15 protein-coding genes and 1 pseudogene are annotated in these 18,236 nt (G+C 70.4%); 9 read left to right on the top strand and 7 right to left on the bottom strand.

All coding sequences use genetic code 11. The annotated features are described in order from the left end of the window. A pseudogene (locus ACFO0C_RS48110) lies at positions 1-196 on the bottom strand (RNA polymerase sigma factor SigF); the annotation flags it as partial. Positions 197-441: 245 nt separating this feature from the next. Here ACFO0C_RS48110 and ppgK point away from each other — a divergent pair. Both ppgK and ACFO0C_RS48100 read left to right on the top strand, forming a co-directional pair. After that, positions 442-1,218, top strand: coding sequence for a polyphosphate--glucose phosphotransferase (gene ppgK / locus ACFO0C_RS48105; protein WP_378073619.1), 777 nt, complete (start codon positions 442-444; stop codon positions 1,216-1,218). Positions 1,219-1,246: 28 nt separating this feature from the next. Then, complete coding sequence (locus ACFO0C_RS48100) at positions 1,247-1,711, top strand: PPOX class F420-dependent oxidoreductase (RefSeq protein ID WP_378073618.1); 465 nt, start codon at positions 1,247-1,249, stop codon at positions 1,709-1,711. Positions 1,712-1,856: 145 nt separating this feature from the next. Here the strand turns inward: ACFO0C_RS48100 and ACFO0C_RS48095 are convergent, their stop codons facing one another. Then, entirely contained in the window at positions 1,857-2,444 is a 588-nt protein-coding gene (locus ACFO0C_RS48095; protein WP_378073617.1) for a hypothetical protein, read from the bottom strand. 382 nt (positions 2,445-2,826) lie between these two features. Between ACFO0C_RS48095 and ACFO0C_RS48090 the strand changes: the two genes are divergently transcribed. From ACFO0C_RS48090 to glgB, 4 genes are read left to right on the top strand one after another with little or no spacing between them, the layout of a single operon-like run. Then, positions 2,827-4,791 carry an alpha-1,4-glucan--maltose-1-phosphate maltosyltransferase gene (locus ACFO0C_RS48090; protein WP_378073616.1) on the top strand — a complete coding sequence of 655 codons (1,965 nt, stop codon included), beginning with the start codon at positions 2,827-2,829 and terminating at the stop codon, positions 4,789-4,791. Between the two features lie 9 nt (positions 4,792-4,800). Beyond that, positions 4,801-6,558: a maltose alpha-D-glucosyltransferase gene (gene treS, locus ACFO0C_RS48085; RefSeq protein WP_378073615.1), complete on the top strand. Its 1,758-nt coding sequence runs from the start codon at positions 4,801-4,803 to the stop codon at positions 6,556-6,558. Further along, entirely contained in the window at positions 6,555-7,859 is a 1,305-nt protein-coding gene (locus tag ACFO0C_RS48080) for a maltokinase N-terminal cap-like domain-containing protein (RefSeq protein ID WP_378073614.1), read from the top strand. The genes treS and ACFO0C_RS48080 overlap by 4 nt, the downstream gene beginning before the upstream one ends. Before the next feature lie 23 nt (positions 7,860-7,882). Next, positions 7,883-10,033 carry a 1,4-alpha-glucan branching protein GlgB gene (glgB, locus tag ACFO0C_RS48075; RefSeq protein ID WP_378073613.1) on the top strand — a complete coding sequence of 717 codons (2,151 nt, stop codon included), beginning with the start codon at positions 7,883-7,885 and terminating at the stop codon, positions 10,031-10,033. Positions 10,034-10,161: 128 nt separating this feature from the next. Here glgB and ACFO0C_RS48070 read toward each other — a convergent pair whose 3' ends face one another. Continuing rightward, positions 10,162-10,689, bottom strand: a complete 528-nt coding sequence (locus tag ACFO0C_RS48070) for a GNAT family N-acetyltransferase (RefSeq protein ID WP_378073620.1) — start codon at positions 10,687-10,689, stop codon at positions 10,162-10,164. A 48-nt stretch (positions 10,690-10,737) separates the two neighbouring features. Between ACFO0C_RS48070 and ACFO0C_RS48065 the strand changes: the two genes are divergently transcribed. After that, positions 10,738-11,109 (top strand): MmcQ/YjbR family DNA-binding protein, encoded by a 372-nt coding sequence (locus ACFO0C_RS48065; RefSeq protein WP_378073612.1) that lies wholly within the window; start codon positions 10,738-10,740, stop codon positions 11,107-11,109. Positions 11,110-11,116: 7 nt separating this feature from the next. On the opposite strand, the gene ACFO0C_RS48060 is transcribed toward ACFO0C_RS48065, so the two are convergent. Further along, entirely contained in the window at positions 11,117-11,983 is an 867-nt protein-coding gene (locus ACFO0C_RS48060; RefSeq protein ID WP_378073611.1) for a hypothetical protein, read from the bottom strand. Positions 11,984-11,988: 5 nt separating this feature from the next. After that, positions 11,989-12,708: a PP2C family protein-serine/threonine phosphatase gene (locus ACFO0C_RS48055; protein ID WP_378073610.1), complete on the bottom strand. Its 720-nt coding sequence runs from the start codon at positions 12,706-12,708 to the stop codon at positions 11,989-11,991. Positions 12,709-13,117: 409 nt separating this feature from the next. Between ACFO0C_RS48055 and ACFO0C_RS48050 the strand changes: the two genes are divergently transcribed. Continuing rightward, positions 13,118-15,514 carry a Tex family protein gene (locus ACFO0C_RS48050; protein WP_378073609.1) on the top strand — a complete coding sequence of 799 codons (2,397 nt, stop codon included), beginning with the start codon at positions 13,118-13,120 and terminating at the stop codon, positions 15,512-15,514. Between the two features lie 36 nt (positions 15,515-15,550). On the opposite strand, the gene ACFO0C_RS48045 is transcribed toward ACFO0C_RS48050, so the two are convergent. Then, the gene (locus tag ACFO0C_RS48045) at positions 15,551-17,356 is read right to left on the bottom strand and encodes a serine/threonine protein kinase (protein WP_378073608.1); all 1,806 of its coding nucleotides are present in this window, start codon (positions 17,354-17,356) and stop codon (positions 15,551-15,553) included. A 190-nt stretch (positions 17,357-17,546) separates the two neighbouring features. Here ACFO0C_RS48045 and ACFO0C_RS48040 point away from each other — a divergent pair, with 190 nt between their 5' ends. Next, the gene (locus ACFO0C_RS48040; RefSeq protein WP_378073607.1) at positions 17,547-17,795 is read left to right on the top strand and encodes a PspC domain-containing protein; all 249 of its coding nucleotides are present in this window, start codon (positions 17,547-17,549) and stop codon (positions 17,793-17,795) included. On the opposite strand, the gene ACFO0C_RS48035 is transcribed toward ACFO0C_RS48040, so the two are convergent. Continuing rightward, complete coding sequence (locus ACFO0C_RS48035) at positions 17,792-18,202, bottom strand: redoxin domain-containing protein (protein ID WP_378073606.1); 411 nt, start codon at positions 18,200-18,202, stop codon at positions 17,792-17,794. The genes ACFO0C_RS48040 and ACFO0C_RS48035 overlap by 4 nt on opposite strands. Positions 18,203-18,236 lie beyond the last annotated feature (34 nt).

Below are 18,236 nucleotides of genomic sequence, written 5' to 3'. Positions count from 1 at the left end.
AGCGGTGGGCGAGGTGGCGGGCGAGCGGCAGCCAGGCCTCGATCGCCCGGTCACGCAGGCGGGAGTGCTGACGGCCGGCCGGTGCCGCGGACATCGCCGCGAGCAGGTCGGACGCGCTGGCCGTGGGCACGACATGTACGGGCTGTCGTGGAGCGACGGGGAGCGCATCGACGGTCGGTGATTCCAGCAGGGTCATGAGTGGTCCTCCATCCGACGGGCAGAGAGCCGTGCCCGCACGCGGCGACCGTTCTGAAGTGCAACGCTAACCGAGCAGCCTAGCGATGCCTAGCCGAAAGTATGAGTGACATTACGTGAACACAGGGATCACGGAGTGAATTCATCCTATGGTGTTCGCCTCCTGGCTACCGGGAGACGCTGGATTCGATGTCGTAGGGACGTGGTACACAGCAACAGCGAACGAACCCTGAAGAAGGAAGACGGATGACCATCCTCGGCATCGACATCGGCGGCTCCGGCGTGAAGGGAGCGCCGGTCGACCCGGCCGGCGGCGAGCTGCTCGCCGAGCGGTTCCGTGTCCCCACCCCTCAGCCGGCGGACGTGAGCAGCGTCGTGGAGGCGGTCGCCGAGGTGGCCGCGCGGTTCGACGGGTTCGACAGCGTGGGTGTCACGTTCCCGGGCGTCGTCGTCGACGGCGTGACCCGCAGCGCCCACAACGTCGACAAGTCCTGGCTCGACGCGCCGGCGGCCCGGCTGTTCACCGAGCGGCTCGGCAAACCGGTGACGGTGCTCAACGACGCGGACGCGGCCGGGGTGGCCGAGGTCGCGTTCGGGGCCGGCCGCGACCAGTCCGGGCTGATCATGATGCTGACCTTCGGCACCGGCATCGGCAGCGCCCTGTTCCTCGACGGCACGCTGCTGCCCAACACCGAGCTCGGTCATGTCGAGATCGACGGCGCCGACGCCGAGCTGCTCGCCTCCGACCGCATCCGTGAGATCGAGGATCTGACCTGGGAGCAGTGGGCGGTCCGGGTCGAGCGCTACCTGCGCCACATGGAGATGCTGCTCTCCCCGCGCCTGTTCATCGTCGGCGGTGGCGTCAGCAAGAAGTCGGAGAAGTTCTTCCCGCTGCTCGACATCCGGACGCCGATCGTCCCGGCGACACTGCTCAACAACGCCGGCATCATCGGCGCCGCGATCGCGGCCCGCCAGGCGGGGCCGCTGCCGGGCGCCATCGCGGTCGACGCCGCCCACGTCTGAGCCGCCCACGTCTGAGAGGAGCCGCCAGATGGCACGCACCATCGCGACGAACACCAGGGTCGGGCGGGAGGAGCTGGTCGAGTTCCTGCGGCCCCGGCATCACGCGATCCTGATGACGACCCGTAAGGACGGGCGCCCGCAGTCCTCGCCGAACTCGTGCGGTGTCGACGCCGAGGGCCGGATCGTGATCTCCAGCTATCCCGAGCGGGCCAAGGTGGCGAACATCCGCCGGGACCCCCGGGTGACCCTGACGATCCTGTCCGACGAGTGGAACGGGCCGTGGGTCCAGGTCGACGGCGTCGCCGAGGTCATCGACCTGCCCGACGCGGTCGAGCCGCTCGTCGACTACTTCCGCTGCATCTCCGGCGAGCACCCGGACTGGGAGGAGTATCGCCAGGCCATGCGCGACCAGGGCAAGTGCCTGATCCGGGTGACGATCGAGTCGTGGGGCCCGATCGCCACCGGCGGCTTTCCGGCCCGGCTGGCCGACTGAGCCGCCCCCGCGCACGAGAGTAAGGCCGCAAGGCCGGCACCCAGGAGGACAAGGGTGGTGCCGGCCTTGCGGCCTTCGAACCCTCCCGTTCCGGCGGGCCCGGGCGCCCGCGTGCGCCCGGCCCCTCGGGAGGGTCGTGTCGAGGTCAGGCCGCCAGCGGGGTGCGGTCCGGCTCAGCGTCGAGAAGGTAGAGCAGGGCGTCGCGGTGCATGGCGGCGATCGGCTCCAGCAGGTCGGGGTGGCGCAGCAGCGCGGAGGCCTCGCGGTCGCGGACGTCGGGCTGGAGCAGCCGGCGGAACTCGACGGGCAGGCCGCTGGTCGCGGTGCGGCGGGCGTGCGGGCGGGGCCGCTGGTCGGGCATCGGCATGGCGGCCACGACGGCGTCGACGCCGCGGCGGGCGAGCAGCGGGTCGGCGAGGAGACACGCGGCCCAGCTGACGACGACCTCGTCGACCCAGGTGCGCCAGCCCTCTCCCTCGGCGAACTCGTCGTCCGGCTCGCTGCCGGCCTTCCAGTCGAGGATGGCGGAGCCGCCGGGGCCGGCGATGGCGACGAGCGCGGCATCGATCTCGGTGGGGTACCGCAGCCAGGCGGCGACCGTGATGGCCTGCCGGGCCTGGAGTTCCGCGAGCGTGTGCGCCACCGTGTTGGAGTCGCCACCCGGGTAGGCCCGCGCCAGCCAGTGGGTGCTGGCGGCGATCACCGGGGACAGTGCGGTGGACGGTCCGGCCACGTTCGATCTCCTCCCTTGCGCGCTTGCCGGGTCGTCGGCTCGCGTCGAGGGTTAACTCGGTGGCTGGTCAGCGCTCTTGAGCAGGGTTCCTCGATGGCAACGCAGCGCAACCGACGCACTCCCGTGGCCTCAGCCGGGACGGTGCGGCGGCGGGGCCCCGCCGGGACAAGATGAACGCCTGTTGCGTACAGGTGAAATTGTCGTGTTTTCCGGCGGCACGCGGCCGCGTCTGGATGCGCTCCGGGCACACGCCTCCGGTAGGTTGGGACGCAGCGGCGATCGGCCGTTTCAAAAACTCCACTGCGGAGAAGTCATAGAGACGCCGGCGGTGGTTTTCCCGGTCGCCGAGTCCTCCCGCGCCCCTCTGACTACGGTGGAGATCATGACCGGTCGCTTCCCCATCGAAGACGTGACACCGGCAGTTTCCGGTGGCCGCTACCCCGCGAAGGCGGTGGTCGGCGAGCTTGTCCCGGTCTCGGCGGTGTCCTATCGCGAAGGTCACCACGCCCTCGGTGTGAATGTGGTATGGCGCGGCCCTGATGGGGAGACCAAGCCGTTCACCCGGATGACCCCGGGTGAGCCGGGCCTCGACCAGTGGCACGCGGCGATCCGCCCGGACTCGGTGGGCCGCTGGACGTTCACCGTGGAGGCGTTCGACGATCCGTACCGGACGTGGCGCGACGCCGTGGTGAAGAAGATCGGCGCCGGGCAGGGTGCCGAGGACCTGGCGAACGACCTGGCCGAGGGCGCGGACGTGCTCGACCTGGCCACCAAGATCGTCCCGGCCGAGCAGGAGGACCGGGTCCGCGACGCCGCGGCGGCGCTGCGCGACGAGCAGCGGTCGCTGTTCGCCCGCGTCACCCCGGCGCTGGACCTGGAGGAGCTGCTCTGGCACAACCCGGTGCGCAACCTGGTCACCACGACCCGGTCGTTCGCGATCTGGGTCGACCGGGTCCGCGCCCTCTACTCCGCGTGGTATGAGTTCTTCCCCCGTTCGGAGGGCGCCGAGGTCGGCCCGGACGCGACGCCGATCAAGCACGGCACCTTCGCCACCGCCGCGAAACGCCTGCCGGCGGTCGCCGCGATGGGCTTCGACGTCGTCTATCTGCCGCCGATCCACCCGATCGGCAAGGTCAACCGCAAGGGCCGCAACAACACGCTGGTGGCCCGGCCGGAGGACGTCGGCTCGCCGTGGGCGATCGGCTCCGACGAGGGCGGTCACGACGCGATCCACCCGCAGCTGGGCACGCTGGAGGACTTCAAGGCCTTCATCGCGCGGACCGAGGAGCTGGGGATGGAGGTCGCCATGGACCTCGCCCTGCAGGCCGCTCCGGACCACCCGTGGGTCAAGGAGTTCCCGCAGTTCTTCACGACCAAGGCCGACGGCACGATCGCATACGCCGAGAACCCGCCCAAGAAGTACCAGGACATCTACCCGATCAACTGGGACAACGACTACCGCACGCTGCGCGACGAGGTCTATCGCGTGGTGATGTACTGGGTGAACAACGGCATCAAGATCTTCCGGGTGGACAACCCGCACACCAAGGCGGTCAATTTCTGGCAGTGGCTGATCCCGAAGGTCAAGGAGTCCGATCCGGACGTGCTTTTCCTGGCCGAGGCGTTCACCCGGCCGGCGATGATGAACGGGCTGGGCAAGATCGGGTTCACGCAGTCGTACACGTACTTCACCTGGCGCACCTCGGCCCACGAGATGCGTCAGTACATGCAGGAGCTGCTGACCTCGATCGACTGGATGCGGCCGAACTTCTGGCCGAACACACCGGACATCCTGCACGAGTCGCTGCAGCAGGGCGGCCCGCCGATGTTCAAGATCCGCGCGGTGCTGGCCTCGATGCTGACACCGTCCTGGGGCCTCTACTCCGGGTACGAGTTGTTCGAGCACGTGCCGCGGCCGGGCGCCGAGGAGTACATCGACAACGAGAAGTTCGAGCTGAAGCCGCGCGACTGGGCGGCGGCCGAGAGGGCCGGACGGTCGCTGGCGCCGTACCTGACCAAGCTGAACCGCACCCGTGCGGAGAACCCGGCCCTGCACTGGCTGCGCAACCTGCGGTTCCACGAGGTCGACAACGGCGCGCTGCTCTGCTTCTCCAAGCGTGATCCGGACACCGGCAACACGGTCCTGGTCATCTGCTCGTTCGACAGCAGCAACGTGCAGTGGGGCAACACCACTCTGGACATGGCGGCGCTGGGCCTGGACTGGCACGAGCGCTTCACGGTCGTCGACCAGATCACCGGGGCGACCTACGAGTGGGGTCAGTACAACGCGGTCCGGATCGACCCGTTCGTCGAGCCGGCGCACATCTTCGTCGTCAAGACGGGGTAGGGGGAGCAGATGGAGCTGTCGAGCGAGCACGACCCGGCCGAGGGTAGCCACAACGAGGGCGGGGTGGTCGAGCATCCGACCTCCGACGACTTCGGGCACGCCCGGGCACTTCCGGCGGACCGGACCTGGTTCCAGCGGGCCGTCTTCTACGAGGTGCTGGTCCGGGCGTTCTACGACTCGGGCTCCGACGGCGGCGGCGACCTGCGCGGCCTCATCGAGCGACTGGACTACCTCCAGTGGCTCGGTGTCGACTGCCTCTGGCTACCGCCGTTCTACGACTCGCCGCTGCGTGACGGCGGCTACGACATCCGCGACTTCTACAAGGTGCTGCCCGAGTTCGGCACCGTCGAGGACTTCGTGGCCCTGCTGGACGCGGCACACAAGCGCGGCATCCGGGTGATCACCGACCTGGTCATGAACCACACGTCCGACTCGCACCCGTGGTTCCAGGCGTCCCGGCACGATCCCGAGGGGCCGTACGGCGACTTCTACGTCTGGAACGACACCAGCGAGAAGTACCAGGACGCGCGGATCATCTTCGTCGACACCGAGGAGTCGAACTGGACGTTCGACCCGGTGCGGCGGCAGTTCTACTGGCACCGGTTCTTCTCCCACCAGCCGGATCTCAACTACGAGAACCCGAAGGTGCAGGAGGCCATGCTGGACGTCCTGCGGTTCTGGCTGGACCTCGGCATCGACGGATTCCGGCTGGACGCGGTGCCGTACCTCTTCGAGGAGGAGGGCACCAACTGCGAGAACCTGCCGCAGACGCACGCCTTCCTCAAGCACTGCCGCAAGGTGATCGACGACGAGTTCCCGGGCCGGGTGCTGCTGGCCGAGGCGAACCAGTGGCCGGCCGACGTGGTGGAGTACTTCGGCGATCCGCGCAGCGGCGGCGACGAGTGCCACATGGCGTTCCACTTCCCGCTGATGCCACGGATCTTCATGGCCGTACGCCGGGAGTCGCGTTTCCCGATCTCGGAGATCCTGGCGCAGACGCCGCCGATTCCGGACAACACCCAGTGGGGCATCTTCCTGCGGAACCACGACGAGCTCACGCTCGAGATGGTGACCGACGAGGAACGCGACTACATGTACTCGGAGTACGCCAAGGACCCGCGGATGAAGGCGAACGTCGGCATCCGCCGGCGGCTCGCTCCCCTGCTGGAGAACGACCGCAACCAGATCGAGCTGTTCACCGCCATGCTGCTGTCGCTGCCCGGTTCGCCGGTCCTCTACTACGGCGACGAGATCGGCATGGGCGACAACATCTGGCTCGGTGACCGGGACGGTGTGCGGACCCCGATGCAGTGGACACCGGACCGCAACGCCGGTTTCTCCACCGCCACCCCGGGCCGACTCTACCTGCCGGTCAACCAGGACCCGGTCTACGGCTACCAGGCGGTCAACGTCGAGGCCCAGCGGGACAGCGCGACCTCGCTGCTCAACTGGACGCGCACGATGCTGGCCGTACGGCGCAGACACGAGGCGTTCGCCGTCGGCACGTTCCGGGAACTGGGCGGCTCCAACCCGTCGGTTCTCGCCTATCTGCGCGAACTCGGCGACGACGTGGTGCTCTGCGTCAACAACCTGTCACGCTTCCCGCAACCGATCGAGCTGAATCTGCAGCACTGGAACGGATACACCCCGGTCGAGCTGACCGGGCACGTGAACTTCCCCCGGATCGGGCAGCTGCCGTACCTGCTGACGCTTCCGGGACACGGGTTCTACTGGTTCCAGTTGTGCGGGTCGGAGGAGAAGCAATGACGCTGCCTTTCGCCGAGTGGTTACCGAAACAGCGCTGGTACGCCGGGCGCAGCCGAGTCATGTCCTCGGTGAAGGAGGGGTCCGCGACCCCCCTGGGCGAGGATCTGGAGCTGATCCTCGTCGATGTGGAGTACACCGACGGCAGCTCCGAGCGCTATCAGATCCTGGTCGGGTGGGGCGCCGGCCCGATACCGGAGTACAGCCAGGTGGCCACCATCGGCACCACCGACGACGGCCGGGTCGGATACGACGCCCTCTACGACCCGGAGGCGGCCCGGCACCTGCTGGGTCTCGTCGACCGGTCGGCGCTGGCCGGTGACGTCACCTTCGAGAAGGAGCCGGGTGTCACGCTGCCGCTGGAGGCGTGGCCGCGGGTGTTCGACGCCGAGCAGAGCAACACCAGCGTGATCTTCGACCAGGACGCCATCCTCAAGCTGTTCCGCCGGGTCACCTGCGGCGTCAACCCGGACATCGAGCTGAACCGGGTGCTCGGCCGGGCCGGCAACCCGCACGTGGCCCGCCTGCTCGGGTCGTTCCAGGCGGCCGACAACTGCTCGCTGGGCATGGTCACCGAGTACGCGGTCAACTCGGCCGAGGGCTGGGCGATGGCCACCGCCTCGGCCCGGGACCTGTTCGCCGACGCCGCGTACGCCGCGGACGAGGTCGGCGGCGACTTCCAGGGCGAGTCGTACCGGCTGGGCGAGGCAGTCGCGTCGGTCCACCTGACGCTGGCCGAGCAGCTCGGCACCGGCCCGGCACCGTTCCCACTGGACGCGGTCCTGGCCCGGCTGCGGACCGCCGCCGCCGCGGTCCCGGAGCTCCAGCAGTACGTCCCGGCGATCACCGATCGGTTCGGTGCCCTCACCGGCGAGCAGGTCGAGGTCCAGCGCATCCACGGCGACCTGCACCTGGGCCAGGTGCTGCGGACGCCGGAGAGCTGGCTGCTGATCGACTTCGAGGGTGAGCCCGGCCAGCCGCTGGACGAGCGGCGGCTACCCGACTCCCCGTTGCGCGATGTGGCGGGGGTGCTGCGCTCCTACGAGTACGCGGCCTACCAGCTCCTGGTCGACCAGGACGACGACGAGCCCCTCGCGGCCCGGGCCCGGGAGTGGGTGGACCGCAATCGGGCGGCGTTCTGCGACGGGTACACGCACGTGGCGGGCACCGACCCGCGCGCCCGGGCAGCGCTGCTGGCGGCGTACGAACTGGACAAGGCGGTCTACGAGGCCGCCTACGAAGCCCGGCACCGGCCCGGCTGGCTGCGGATCCCCCTGCGGTCGATAGCCCGGCTCGTCGGATGAACCCCGGAGGGCACCCCAACACCATGATCGGTCAGACCAGCTCCCGGCTCGCCGCGGACAAACGCGCCATGGACAGCGTGATCGCCGGGGACTCCCACGATCCGCACGGCATCCTCGGTGCGCACCCGCACGGCGGCCGCACCGTGATCCGCACCCTGCGCAAGGGCGCCACGTCGGTGGCCGTCCTGCACGAGGGCGAGCGGTACGAGACGACGAAGGTCCACCCGGACGGGATCTTCGCGGCCGAGCTGCCGGGGACCGTCCTCGACTACCGCCTCGACATCGACGGGACGCAGTGCGACGACCCGTACCGGCACCTGCCCACCCTCGGCGAGCTGGACCTGCACCTGATCGGCGAGGGCCGGCACGAGAAACTGTGGAAGGTGCTCGGGGCGCAGCCGCGGGGCGCCGGTGTCGGTTTCGCGGTGTGGGCGCCGAGCGCCCGTGGCGTGCAGGTGATCGGCGACGCCGCCGGCTGGGGACCCTACGACGGGTGGCCGATGCGGTCGCTGGGCTCCAGCGGCGTCTGGGAGCTCTACGTCCCCGGCGCGCACATCGGCACCAAGTACAAGTACAAGGTCCTCGGTCGTGACGGGGTGTGGCGTGAGCACGCCGACCCGATGGCCCAGCACACCGAGGTGCCACCGGCCACCGCGTCGGTCGTCTACCAGTCGTCGTACCAGTGGCACGACGAGCAGTGGATGCGCGAGCGGTCCCGCAAGTCGTGGCATCAGGAGCCGGTCAGCGTCTACGAGGTGCACCTCGGCTCGTGGCGGCCGGGCCTGACCTACACCGAGCTCGCCGACCAGCTGGTCGAGTACGTGGTGGACACCGGTTTCACCCACGTCGAGCTGATGCCGGTGATGGAGCACCCGTTCGGCGGCTCGTGGGGTTACCAGGTGACCGGTTACTTCGCCCCGACCTCCCGTTTCGGCTCCCCCGACGAGTTCCGTCACCTGGTCGACAAGCTGCACCAGGCGGGCATCGGCGTGATCCTGGACTGGGTGCCCGCCCACTTCCCGAAAGACGAGTGGGCCCTCGCCCGGTTCGACGGCACACCCCTGTACGAGCACGGCGACTGGCGGCGCGGCGAGCACCCGGACTGGGGCACCTACGTCTTCGACTTCGGCCGCAAGGAGGTCCGCAACTTCCTGGTCGCGAACGCGCTCTACTGGTGCGAGGAGTTCCACGCCGACGGCCTGCGGGTCGACGCCGTCGCCTCGATGCTCTACCTCGACTACTCCCGTAAGGACGGCGAGTGGACGCCCAACCAGTACGGCGGCCGGGAGAACCTGGACGCGATCAGTTTCCTCCAGGAGATGAACGCGACCGTCTACAAGCACCACCCCGGGGTCATGACGATCGCCGAGGAGTCCACCGCGTGGCCGGGCGTCACCCGGCCCACCCATCTCGGTGGCCTGGGCTTCGGCTTCAAATGGAACATGGGTTGGATGAACGACACCCTCTCCTACATGGAGAAGGAGCCGATCCACCGGCAGTGGCACCACCACCAGATGACCTTCGCCACCGTCTACGCGTGGAGCGAGAACTACACGCTGCCGATCAGCCACGACGAGGTCGTGCACGGCAAGGGCTCGCTGACCGGCAAGATGCCCGGCGACCTGTGGCAGAAACTCGCCAACACGCGGGCCCTGCTCGGTTTCATGTGGGCCTTCACCGGCAAGCAGCTGCTCTTCATGGGCGCCGAGATGGGCGACCTGGCCGAGTGGAACGAGGGCCGCGGCCTGGACTGGACGCTGCTCGACGACCCCCAGTTCGGCGGGATCCGCGGCCTGGTCAAGGACCTGAACCGGGTCTACCGGGAGACGCCGGCCCTGTGGACGCAGGACACCAGCCCGTCCGGTTTCCGCTGGATCACCAGTGAGGACTCGCAGCACAACACGTTCTCCTTCGTCCGTTTCGCTCCGAACGGCGACACCCTGGCGTGCATCGTCAACTTCGCCGCCATCCCGCACGAGGGTTACCGCATCGGGCTGCCCCGGGGCGGCCGCTGGACCGAGGTGATCAACACCGACAGCGTCCTTTACGGCGGCTCCGGCGTCGGCAACCTGGGCGAGGTCGAGGCGGAGAACCTGGCCTGGCACGGTTTCGACGCCTCGGTGTCGCTGCGGGTGCCGCCGCTGGGCGCCGTCTGGCTGCGGCACGAGGGCTGACCGCTCACTCCCGGCTGTGACCCTCACTCCCGGCTGTGCGGGAACAACTCGCGCAGCCGGGGGAAGCCGTGCTCCCGTGCCCCGGTCGGGCCTGCCCCGGTCGGGCCTGCCCGGGTCGGCCCGGAGCCTCAACCGGTCCACTCGGTGGCGAGCAGCCCGTACAGCAGGTCGTCGGTCCACTCGCCCTTGATGAAGGTCTGCTGCCGCAGCAGGCCCTCCCGCCGGAAACCGAGCCGCTCCATCAGCGCCGCGGACCGCACGTTGCGCGCGTCGCACTCGCCGGTGACCTTGTGCAGCCCCTGGACCCGGAACAACCGGTCCAGCACGGCGCTCACCGCCTCGGTGGCGAAACCCCTCTTCTGGTACGCCGCGTCGAGCGTGAACCCGATCTCGCCCTGCACCAGGTTGTCGTGCAGCCGCACGGCCACGTCCCCGATCAGCCGCCGCTCCTCGGCGAGCTCGATCGCATACTGGAACCAGCCGGCCTCGGCCGGGGAACTCGCCGCGAAGTTGCGGACCGCGACCTCCGCCCGGTCGACCGGGAAGGGCGCGTCCCACGACTGGTACCGCGCCACCTCGGGGTCGGACCGGTAGGCCGCCAGCACCGGTGCGTCGGACGCCCGGAAACGCCGCAGGATCAGCCGCTCGGTCGTCATCAGCACGGGCCCGAGAATATGTCACACCCCCGGCGCAGAATGCGGGGCATGGACTCTACGACCGAGCGGCTCCGTGACATCTGCCTGCGCCTGCCCGAGGCGACCGAGCGCCTCAGCCACGGCTCACCGGCGTTCTTCGTCCGCGACAAGCGACAGTTCGTGATGCTCTGGCCCGACGGCCACCACGACCACGACTTCCCGCACCTGTGGTGCGCGGCCCCACCCGGCGCCCAGGCCGAGTTGATCGCCGCCGACCCGGCCCGCTTCTTCCGGCCACCCTATGTCGGCCACCGCGGCTGGCTCGGCGTCCGCCTCGACCGCGACCCGGACTGGTCCGAGATGGCCGAGCTGTGCACCGACGCCTTCCGCGCCGTCGCCCCGAAGTCCCTGCTCACCCGCCTCGACCAGGCCGGCGCCTGAGCGGCCGTCAGGAGCCGGCGGGCGGGACGCCGCAGTTGCGCCGCAGCATGGTGTCGAGGGCCTTCCTGTCGTCGTCGTCGACCGGCACGGTGGTGTAGAGCTGCCTGCCGCCGTCCAGCGACACCCGGACCGGGAATTCGAAGGGTTTCTTCACCTCGGCGAAGGCGTGCAGGTCGCAGCGCAGCGGTGACGCGACGAAGGGCAGTGTCGCGCCCGGCGCGGCCGCGGTGACCTCGGCGAGCGGGGTGGCCGTGCGGTAGGCGAGCCGGTACATCACGTTGCCGTCGAAGGAGTGCAGCCGGACCGTGCCGGTGGCGGCCGCCGTCCGCTCGACGACCAGGCTGCCGCGGACCCCGTCGGCCCCCAGGTCGGTCCAGTCGCCGAAACGCAGGGTCACACTCCTGCGCACGGTCTCGGCCGCGCAGTCGTCGGCGAGCAGCCGGTCCAGCAGTTCGTTGGGGTGCGGCAGGGCCAGCCGTACCCGCTGGGTCCGGGTGTCGCCCTCGACCCGCGCCACAACGGTGACGTAGGAGGCCTCAGCGGCCGCTGTGCAGCCTCCGGTGCCGTAGGGCACGGTCACGTCCACCCGGAGCCCGTTCGGCGGCAGGAGGGCCGGTGTGTCGACCGGCGCCTCACCCTCGAACGACGGCAGGTCCGGCTCGACCCGGGAGATCCAGACCGGCGCGTCGCCGTCGTTGTGCAGGGCGATGCCGAGCTGCCGGGCCACCTCGTCCTGCCGCCACTGCTCGGCGGTCGCCCGCAGTCTCAGCTCGGGCAGCGGCGCCTCGGCCCCGGAGCCGGAGTGGCACGCGGCGAGGACCGTGATCAGGGCGGCCGCCGCCGCACCGGCGAGGATGCGACGGGCCCTGATCATCGCCGTCAGGCTTCGACGACGTCGGCGATGATCACCGTGACGTTGTCCGGCGCCCCGTTCTCCAGGGTGCGGTTGACCAGTTCGGCGGCGCAGCCCTTGCGGTCGGCGACGTCGCGCAGCGTCTGGGCGATCACCGCGTCCTCGACGTAATCGGAGAGCCCGTCGCTGCACAGCAGGTAACGGTCGCCGACCCGGGCCGGGATCATCCGGCCGGCCGGGCGGAACGGGCCACCCTGCACGGCCTGGGTGACCAGCGCCCGCTGCGGGTGCCGGCGCGCGTCGTCGGGGCTCAGCACGCCCTGGTCGACGAGCGCCTGCACGTACGTGTCGTCCCGGGTGAGCTGCTGGAAGTCACCGTCGCGCAGCAGGTAGCAGCGGGAGTCGCCGACGTTGAGGGCGGCCAGGCGGTCGCCGGACAGCAGCAGGGCCGTCACCGTCGTACCCATCCCGTCGCGGGCGTCGTCCTCCGCGACGGAGGCCTCGATCCGCTGGTTGGCGGTCTGCAGCGCGTTGATCAGGTCCTGGAGCGGCTCGCCGTGGTCCGGGGCGGTGTCGACGACGCTGAGACTCTGCACCAGGATGTCGCTCGCCAGCTCGCCGGCGGGAAGCCCGCCCATGCCGTCCGCCACCACGAAGAGTCGATTACCGACGAAGACGGCGTCTTCGTTGTTGGACCGGACCAGGCCCTGATCAGTGGCGGCGACCGCCCGGACAGCAAGCGTCATGTGACAACTGTGCCAAAGGCCAATTCCGTTGTCTCTAGTACCTCCCACCAAGTGTCGGCGGATCCCTGGTATGTGTGTTTCGGGCCCGGACCCGCCGGCATCGCCTCCGGCCGGGCGACACCGCAGGCCACGGCCATGATGACGGTCGTCCGGGACGGTTCGGGAGCGGTCCGCGGCGGTTGCGGTCACGACCGGCGGCGCGCGCGGCTCCGCGACACGCCGCCCGGGACCGACGTGACATTCGCGACATCGGGGTACGGGTGGCCCCTCCCGGGAGTTTCCCGGCAGGTTCCGGACGTCCCTCGCAAGCGGTACTCCCGGGCGCCCGGCACGCCGCCGGAGCATCGCGCGCGGGTGACAGTGCGGGGTGGCGCGACAAGGCGGCGCGGGCTCGGTAACAATCGTCGGCGTGACGACAGCTATCCATCAGCGCATCGCCTCGGAACTCGGGGTACGTGAAGGGCAGGTCACCGCCGCGGTCGAGCTGCTCGACGGCGGGGCCACGGTGCCGTTCATCGCCCGCTACCGCAAGGAGGTGACCGGCACCCTCGACGACGCCCAGCTGCGCACCCTCGAGGAGCGCCTGGGCTATCTGCGGGAGCTGGAGGACCGGCGGGCCGCGGTGCTGGAGTCGATCCGCTCCCAGGGCAAGCTCGACGACGCCCTGGAGCAGCAGATCCTCGAGGCCGACACGAAGGCCCGCCTGGAGGACATCTACCTGCCGTTCAAGCCGAAACGGCGGACCAAGGCGATGATCGCCCGCGAGGCCGGCCTGGAGCCGCTCGCCGACGGCCTGCTGGGCGACCCCACCGTCGACCCGAAGGCGGCGGCCGCGGCGTTCGTGGACGCCGAGAAGGGTGTCGCCGACCCGCAGGCCGCCCTGGACGGGGCACGGGCCATCCTGATCGAGCGGTTCGCCGAGGACGCCGACCTGATCGGTGAGCTGCGCGAGCAGATGTGGACCCGGGGCCGGCTGGTCGCCCGGGTGCGCGACGGCAAGCAGACCGACGGGGCGAAGTTCTCCGACTACTTCGACTTCGCCGAGCCGTACTCCAAGCTTCCCTCGCACCGCATCCTGGCGATGCTGCGCGGGGAGAAGGAGGACGTCCTCGACCTCACCATGGAGCCGCACCCGGAGGAGGACGAGGGCTACTTCGAGGGCCGCATCGCCGGGCGCAACGGCATCAGCGACCAGGGCCGGGCCGGCGACAAATGGCTGGTCGACACGGTCCGCTGGGCGTGGCGTACCCGGATCCTCATCCACCTCGGCGCCGACCTGCGGGTCCGGCTGCGCGAGGCGGCCGAGGACGAGGCGGTCCGCGTGTTCGCCGCCAACCTGCGTGACCTGCTGCTGGCGGCGCCCGCCGGCACCCGCACCACCATGGGTCTGGACCCGGGTTTCCGCACCGGGGTCAAGGTCGCCGTGGTGGACGCGACCGGCAAGGTGGTCGCGACCGACACGATCTACCCGCACGTCCCGCAGAACAAGTGGGACGAGTCGATCCACCGGCTGGCCGCGCTGGCCTCCAAGCACAAGGTCGAGCTGATCGCGATCGGCAACGGCACCGCGTCCCGCGAGACCGACAAGCTCGCCACCGAGCTGATCAAGAAGCACCCGGACGCCAAGCTGACCAAGGTGGTCGTCTCGGAGGCGGGCGCGTCGGTCTACTCGGCGTCGGCGTACGCGTCGCAGGAACTGCCCGGCATGGACGTGTCGATCCGTGGCGCGGTCTCCATCGCCCGCCGTCTCCAGGACCCGCTGGCCGAGCTGGTCAAGATCGACCCGAAGTCGATCGGTGTCGGGCAGTACCAGCACGACCTGTCCGAGGTGAAGCTGGCCCGCTCGCTGGACGCGGTCGTCGAGGACTGTGTGAACGGCGTCGGCGTGGACATCAACACCGCGTCCGCGCCGCTGCTGACCCGGGTCTCCGGGATCACCGCCGGCCTGGCCGAGAACATCGTGCTGCACCGCGACCAGAACGGCCCGTTCAAGAACCGCAAGGAGATCAAGAACGTGGCCCGGCTGGGCCCGAAGGCGTTCGAGCAGTGCGCCGGCTTCCTCCGGATCCGGGACGGCGAGGACCCGCTCGACTTCTCCAGCGTGCACCCGGAGTCGTACACCCTGGTCCGGACCATCGCCGCGGACGCCGGATCGGACGTGAAGACGCTGATCGGCAACAGCCCGCTGCTGAAGGGCATCCGGCCGGACAAGTTCGTCACCGACACCGTCGGCCTGCCGACCATCACCGACATCCTCAAGGAGCTGGAGAAGCCGGGCCGTGACCCGCGGCCGGCGTTCACCACCGCCACGTTCGCCGAGGGCGTCGAGAAGATCGCCGACCTGAAGCCGGGCATGATCCTGGAGGGCCAGGTGACGAACGTGGCGGCCTTCGGCGCGTTCGTCGACATCGGCGTGCACCAGGACGGTCTCGTGCACGTGTCGGCGCTGTCCGACAAGTTCGTGCAGGACCCGCGCGAGGTGGTCAAGTCCGGTGACGTGGTGAAGGTCCGCGTGCTGGAGGTCGACCCGGTCCGCAAGCGGATCTCGCTGACCATGCGCCTGAGCGACGAGCCGAACAAGGGCCGGCAGCCGCGGGACGACCGTGGCCAGGGCGGCAGCCGTCCGGGCGGCGGCCAGCGGCAGGGCGGCCAGGGCGGCGGCCAGCGGCAGGGCGGCCAGGGCGGCGGCCAGCGGCAGCCCCGTCAGGGTGGCGGCCAGCGTGGCGGTCAGGGCGGCGGCGGCAACAGCTTCGGCAACAGCGCCATGGCCGACGCGCTGCGCCGGGCGGGCCTGACCCGCGACTGACGGACAGCAGGCGGGAGGCTCGCACGGGCCTCCCGCCTACTTCACGTCCCAGATCTTGATGTCGGTGTACGCCACCTCGTACGGCCCGTTCTCCGGGGCGTCACGCTCGTTGTAGACACCCAGCAGCACCCGCCCCTCCTGGAGCTCCGGCTCGGTCAGCGGCGCGGTGTCGACCAGGACGCCGTCCCGGTACACCTCGACCCGGTCGCCCTGGGCGATCAGCCCGATCCGGGTGCCGGTGCCGCCCAGCGAGATCGGCGCGTCACCGAGCGGGATCGTCTTGTGCACGACGATCTTGCCGTCGCCGTCCTTGTTGTGCAGGCCGATGTAGATGTTCTGCTCGCAGATCCGGGCCTGGTAACCGACCTGCCCGTTGTTGCGGAACCAGATCGCCGCGCAACTGTCCGGGGTGTCCAGCCGCACCGACACCTCGACGCGCATGTCGGCCGGGATCTCGTCGAGCGGCCCCCGGCACTTGTAGGTGCCGGCCTGCTCCCGGCGGGCCACCAGCGCGTTGTCGAAGTAGCAGGTCGCCTGCTCCTCCGGATAGTCCTTGGCGCTCCACAGCGACGGCCGGCGCAGACCGTCCTGCAGGCGCGGCGGCCCGGCCGGGCCGGCGACGGTGGCCGACGGCGCGGGTGCCGGGGTGTGCCCGGCCTCGACCCGGTTGCGGTCGTCGTTGCGCAGCTCCAGGGCCACCAGCACGGCCCCGGCCACCAGTGCGGTCACGAAGACGCCGACCAGGGCCGGCATCGCCCAGCGGCGGCCCTGCCGGGGCGCGGACGGCGGCCCGGCGGTCAGGGTGTCGGCCGGCGGGGCGGAGATCGGCACCGTGACGATCGAGTTCTCGTCGTAGCCGACCATCCCGGGCGGGATGGCCAGCGTCGGCAGGCTCACCGACGGGTCGCCGGCCACCCCGGTCACCGCCTGTGCCTCGACGGCGGCGGCCCGCAGGTCGGGCTGATCGGCGAAGGCCGCGGCGGTCGCGGCGGGCCGCTGCTTGCCGGAGATCAGCAGGTCGAGCAGCTCCCGTGAGCTGGGGCGGTCGGCCGGGTCCTTCTCCAGGGCGTGGGCCACCAGGTCGCGCAGTGGGCCGCTCAACCCGTCCAGCCTGGGCGGCTGGGTGAGGATGCGGGCCGCCATGGCCGGCGGCGAGTCGGCCCAGAACGGGGTGTGGCCGGTCCCCGCATAGGCCACCACACTCCCCCAGGCGAACACGTCCGCGGCCGGGGTGAGCGGGCTGTCGTCGTCGGAGGAGAACCGCTCCGGCGCCATGTAGGCGACCGTGCCGACCATCTGGTCGGTGCGGGTGTTGGCGCTGGTCGCCTCCATCGCCCGGGCGATCCCGAAGTCGATCACCTTGGGGCTGCCCGGCGCCAGCAGCACGTTGCGCGGCTTGAGGTCGCGGTGGATCACGCCGGCGCCGTGGATCGCGGTCAGCGCGGTCGCCACCCCGATCGCCACACCGTGCAGGTTGGCGCTGGTGAGCGGCCCGCGCTGCTCGACCACCTCGGCCAGGGTCGGGCCGTCCACATACTCGACGACCAGGTAGGGCGACTCGTGGTCGGGGTCGGCGTCGAGCACCTCGGCGGTGCAGAACGGCGGCACCTGCCGGGCCCGGTTGACCTCGCTGCGGAAACGCCGCCGGAACTCGTCGTCGTGGGCCAGGTCGGCGCGCACCATCTTGACCGCGACCAGCACCCCACCGGCGGTCCGGGCCAGGTAGACCGTGCCCATCCCGCCCTCGCCCAGGCGGCCGATCAGCTGGTAGTCACCGAGGGTCTGGGGATCGCCCGTGCGCAGAGGTTGCGTCCGCTCACCCGGCGATGTGCCGTCGACCATGCCCTAGCCCCCCGGAGCGCCCCCTTACGTATGCGCTCGCACTGTATCGGGCCGCGTCACTTCCCCGACAGGTGGCGGGCTCATGGAGATCCCTGACATAAGGATCGGGGCCATGCCCGATGCCGGCGACCCCCTCCCGGCGACACCATGGAGTCATCAGTTCACCACCAGTGAAAGCAGGGACAATCCCATGAACGCCGTGCACGACTCGCTGGCCCGTCAGGGCCTGGTCCGCCCGCAGGACGGCCGGATGATCGCCGGCGTGTGCGCTGGCCTCGGCCGCCGCTTCGGCATCGACCCCTGGATCGCCCGGATGCTGTTCGTGCTGATCCTCTTCGTCATCCCGGGCAGCCAGATCCTCGTCTACCCGCTCGCCTGGATCCTGATGCCGGCCGAGAAACCGGCCTGGCAGTCCCCCACCACGCCGGCCGGTTACTAGGCGGTCAGCTCCTTGACCTTCTCGGTCAGCTGGAGATCGTCCAGGTAACCCTTGTAGGCCACCTTGCCGGTGCGGTCCAGCATCACGTACCAGCTCTGCTGGACGATGCCGAACCGTTTCCACAGCTTGCCGGCCTTGTCGTTGAGGTGCGGCATCTTGGCGAGCTCGAAATCGGCGACGAAGTCATCCATCTCCGGCACGCTGCCGAGGCTGGCGATGCCGAGGATGCCCAGGCGTCCGGCGTACTCGTCATGGATGTCCGACAGCGACTGCGCCTCGCTGGCGCAGGTCGCGCACCACGGCGCCCAGAACCAGAGGATGGCCGGCTTGCCGGCCATCGACGCCGCGTCGAACTTCGCGCCGTCCAGCGTGGTCCCGCTGAAGGTCAGCGTCTTCGGGACGGTCACCGCTTCCGCGGTGGCCGCCCCGGAGGGCGGGGGG

This window comes from Actinoplanes subglobosus (assembly GCF_042650585.1).
In the GTDB taxonomy this organism is placed as follows: Bacteria; Actinomycetota; Actinomycetes; order Mycobacteriales; family Micromonosporaceae; genus Actinoplanes; species Actinoplanes subglobosus.
The sequence above is the reverse complement of the archived record's forward strand: the minus strand, read 5'-3'. Positions and strand labels throughout refer to the sequence as shown.